Origin of the sequence: Methyloglobulus morosus KoM1 (genome assembly GCF_000496735.2) — a bacterium.
Lineage (GTDB): Bacteria > Pseudomonadota > Gammaproteobacteria > Methylococcales > Methylomonadaceae > Methyloglobulus > Methyloglobulus morosus.
The window spans coordinates 1-3,765 of the sequence record NZ_AYLO01000155.1; the positions used below are offsets into that span (position 1 = coordinate 1).

The 3,765-nt window shown below is 48.4% G+C and carries 6 protein-coding genes; all 6 read right to left on the bottom strand.

Annotation, left to right across the window (positions count from 1 at the left end; genetic code table 11):
- A partial coding sequence (locus tag MGMO_RS17540) for a restriction endonuclease subunit S (RefSeq protein ID WP_036308705.1) occupies positions 1–209 on the bottom strand: 209 nt, incomplete at its 3' end.
- Positions 210–535: 326 nt separating this feature from the next.
- Positions 536–673, bottom strand: coding sequence for a hypothetical protein (locus MGMO_RS20150; RefSeq protein WP_023496424.1), 138 nt, complete (start codon positions 671–673; stop codon positions 536–538).
- A complete protein-coding gene (locus MGMO_RS17545) occupies positions 670–1,041 on the bottom strand; it encodes a nucleotidyltransferase domain-containing protein (protein ID WP_023496425.1) in 372 nt (123 codons plus the stop codon). The genes MGMO_RS20150 and MGMO_RS17545 overlap by 4 nt, the downstream gene beginning before the upstream one ends.
- Positions 1,038–1,451: a nucleotidyltransferase substrate binding protein gene (locus MGMO_RS17550; RefSeq protein ID WP_023496426.1), complete on the bottom strand. Its 414-nt coding sequence runs from the start codon at positions 1,449–1,451 to the stop codon at positions 1,038–1,040. The genes MGMO_RS17545 and MGMO_RS17550 overlap by 4 nt, the downstream gene beginning before the upstream one ends.
- Positions 1,448–1,867 carry a DUF1016 N-terminal domain-containing protein gene (locus MGMO_RS17555; protein ID WP_023496427.1) on the bottom strand — a complete coding sequence of 140 codons (420 nt, stop codon included), beginning with the start codon at positions 1,865–1,867 and terminating at the stop codon, positions 1,448–1,450. The genes MGMO_RS17550 and MGMO_RS17555 overlap by 4 nt, the downstream gene beginning before the upstream one ends.
- A complete protein-coding gene (locus MGMO_RS17560; protein WP_023496428.1) occupies positions 1,864–3,456 on the bottom strand; it encodes a type I restriction-modification system subunit M in 1,593 nt (530 codons plus the stop codon). Before MGMO_RS17560 ends, MGMO_RS17555 begins: the two co-directional genes overlap by 4 nt.
- Positions 3,457–3,765 lie beyond the last annotated feature (309 nt).

A 3,765-nucleotide genomic window follows, 5' to 3' on the forward strand; every position in this document is an offset into this window, starting at 1 on the left:
TTTCTTGTCCGTAAATTTTCTCCATCTTCAGAAACCAACACATATTCACCATCGAAAATATAATCGTCGATATAATCAACAATTCCTGATGCTCCGTAGTATGGGAAAGTCCCTCGCTTCTTAGACCTCTCCATCGAACTAAGTGGTATGCGTTTTTGATTTTGAATCTCAGCAAAGTCCTCTATTCTGAATTCCTTCCAATCACTCACAACTGAATCCTCGCCAAATTTTCAGCTATGGCCTTATTCAACCCCTCACTCATCACCATCCCTTTCACGCTGAAATTCCAGCCGAGCTTTGGCCTCGCAGGGCTTTATGCAGCTTGGCTTGCAACACTTCTTTAGAATATGTTTTCAGGTCGCGGCGCATTTATTCCACATCATCGCCAACCCGTTTAAGCCCATAAGCTGGGCTTATAGGATGCTGCCGAACGAAGGGAGGCGCATCGTTCGCGATTGATGCGCCGCACGTTGTTTGGCACATCCTATTGAGCTGAAACCTCATCAATTTATCAGCAATAACCTTAACCAACCCCTCACTCATCATCGTCCCCTTCACGCTGAAATTCCAGCCGCGCTTTGGCTTCAAGCAGGGCATTATGCAGATTGGCTTGCAATACGGTTTTGGGGCGTAGGGGCAAAAATTTTTTTGCCCCTACCCGATTTGCATTCATTGTTTAATCCTCGCCAAATTCTCAGCAATGGCCTTATCAGATTCAGCGTCCCGGTCATAAATTACCACCCCCACGCGGTCAATATGGGCAATTAAATCGGGATTGCTAAGCTGTGAATAATGCGATAAATCCACGGTGTAGGGCAGGGATAAGTCATCAATCTGGTCTAGAATTTGCGTTAACTCGGCGAAGTCAAGGTCGCCGCCTTTGATGGTCAAATCAATGTCGGAACCAGGGCGATAGTTGCCTTTGGCACGGGAGCCGTAGATCAGCACTAAACCAATGCTGTTGTGCTGCCGAAAAATGCTGTTGAGCTTGTCCAGCGTGGTTTGCGATAAACCTAATTTATCCGCCGTTGTTGCGTTCATGGCAGGTGGTTTTCCATTTCTGTCTGCAGGGCTTCAAACAACGGAAAATAAACGGACAGAATCGCGTCAACCAGTTGTTCGGCAGTGTGTTCATTATAAGTATGCGACGACAGGTTTCGGCTCTGGATCATCGCCATCCATTGCTCGCCGTCGGCTATCAAAGCTACCTTAAAGGCTTCGCGGGTGGCATCTTTTGAGCCTTTTACCGCCTGGTTGCCCTGGTCTTCCAGGTAGTCCTTCAAGACATTCCAAGCCAATTCATGTGTGACCTCAAAAGCTTGGATAACGCCCTGTTTTTCAAGTTGCGACAAGGCACGTTGTTGACTAAGTTCCACAGCGCTTTTAAGCTGTGCCAAGGCTTTTTTATAGTTGGCGAAGCGTTGTTGCCAACGGTTGTCTTGGTCATTCATGGTGTAAACCTCGCAAAATTCGCATTGGTTAGTTTAGTTGGCTGTAAGCTCATAACGCATACTGTCCATACGCTAAAGTGCGACCAGCACAATTGTTGCGACAGTGTCGCAACAATTGTCTGTTCAGGCAGGTAGCTATAGAATTTGATCATACGGGTTAAGCTGGAATAACTAAAGCCCGCCCCATATTCTTGCTGTAACTGTTGCGCCAACTGTTTTAGCGTCGCTAGCCCATATTCGGATCGGGCATCTTGCAGCAGATCGGTTTTAATGGTTTTGCCGATTTGCCAGTAAGTCAGCACCAACGCTTGGTTTACCTGGGTAGCGACATGGGTTTTGGCTGCTTCAATCAGTTGCCTGATGTCTTGGTACAGCGTATCGATGTTTGCTGTGGTCGGCGGGTTGGGTTGTGTCATAACTTTACCTTCGCCAAATTATCTGCTATCGCCTTATTGAGTTCGGCTTCCTCAAGCAACTGAGCTTCGAATTCCGTTTTCAACGCAGTGAAGCGTTCGGCAAAGTTGAAATCATCCTCTTCATCCGGCAAACCGACGTAGCGGCCTGGAGTTAATACATAATCCAGTTCTTTAACCCGTTCGATGGATGCAGAACAACAAAAGCCTTTGATGTCTTCGTAAGTGGTCGCTCCCGGCTTCCCGCCTCCCGCGACATTAGCACGTCCCTGTGCGTCACTATCAGGATTTCGCCAGTTATGGTAGGTGTCGGCGATTTGTTTGATGTCGTCTGGGGACAGTTCACGGGTACGGCGGTTGATGAGATGCCCCAGGTTGCGGGCATCGATAAATAAAATCTCGCCGCTGCGGTTTCGGAATTTGCCGTTGTTTCGGTTACGGCTCATAAACCATAAGGCGGCGGGGATTTGGGTATTCAAAAACAATTTGGCGGGCAAGTTAACGATGCAGTCGATGAGGTTGCCGTCTTCAATCAGCGCTTTGCGGATGTCGCCTTCGCCGCTGGTTTTGGAGGTGAGCGCCCCTTTGGACAACACCACGCCCGCTTGGCCTGTTGGTGCGAGGTGATAGGCAAAATGCTGCAACCAGGCAAAGTTGGCGTTACCGGCAGGCGGTGTTCCGTATTGCCAGCGACCATCACTGCGTAATTGGTCGCCGCTCCAGTCGGAATCGTTGAAGGGCGGATTGGCGATGATGTAGTCGGCTTTCAGGTCTTTGTGGGCATCGTTGAGGAATGAGCCTTCGTTGTTCCATTTGACCTGATCGCTGGCGATGCCGCGAATGGCGAGGTTCATTTTCGCCAGCCGCCAGGTGGTCTGGTTGCTTTCTTGCCCATAGATGCTTATGTCGTTAACGCGGCCTTGGTGTTCTTCGACAAACTTTTCCGATTGCACAAACATTCCGCCTGAGCCGCAGCAGGGATCGAATACACGGCCTGAATACGGTTCCAGCATGTTGACCAGCAGTTCGACAATGCTGCGCGGGGTATAGAACTGGCCGCCTTGTTTGCCTTCGGCCAAGGCAAATTCGCCGAGGAAATATTCAAACACATGCCCTAACACATCGGCACTGCGGGCTTTGGCATCGCCCAGGGCGATATTGCCGACCAAGTCGATCAAGCCGCCTAAACTGGTTGGGTCAAGGTTCTGCCTAGCAAAGACTTTGGGCAACACGCCTTTGAGAGAGGTATTTTCCTTTTCGATGGCATCCATCGCTTCATCAACCAACGTACCAATATTGGGTTGTTTAGCCTGGGCTTGCAGGAACGACCAGCGGGCTTCCGATGGGACGAAAAAGATGTTTTCGGCGCTGTATTCGTCCTTGTCTTCCGGGTCAGCACCGGCATAATCGCCTTCGCCTGCCTGCAATTTGGCAAAGTGTTCTTCAAACGAATCGGAAATGTATTTGAGGAAGATCAAGCCTTGGACGATGTGTTTGTACTCGGCGGCATCGATATTCTTACGCAGCTTGTCGGCGGCTTTCCAGAGTTGTTTTTCGAGTGGTTCTTCGTTGGCGGTTTTGGCCTTTGCCATAATATTTGTCGGGAGTTATTTTTTAATTATGTTGAGCATAGTGTTCTTCAAAATGACTGAGCTTCTACTATTTTAAGTGTACCCTACTTAGTACTTATTTTCATAAGGCGATTAAGCAGGGTGGTGACTTACTCAGAGGGTAAGTATTGGTATTTTCGACAAAATTAATCGCATAAAAGCAAAGGGGTTGTTTGTGGCAATGTTGGAAAAAGTCTGGTAACGTTCGTGATGCCGAAACATTTTTCGGACGGTTTAGGGCGGTATTCAACTTTTTATTATCCTCCAAGCTATTGATTTAATAACTAACAT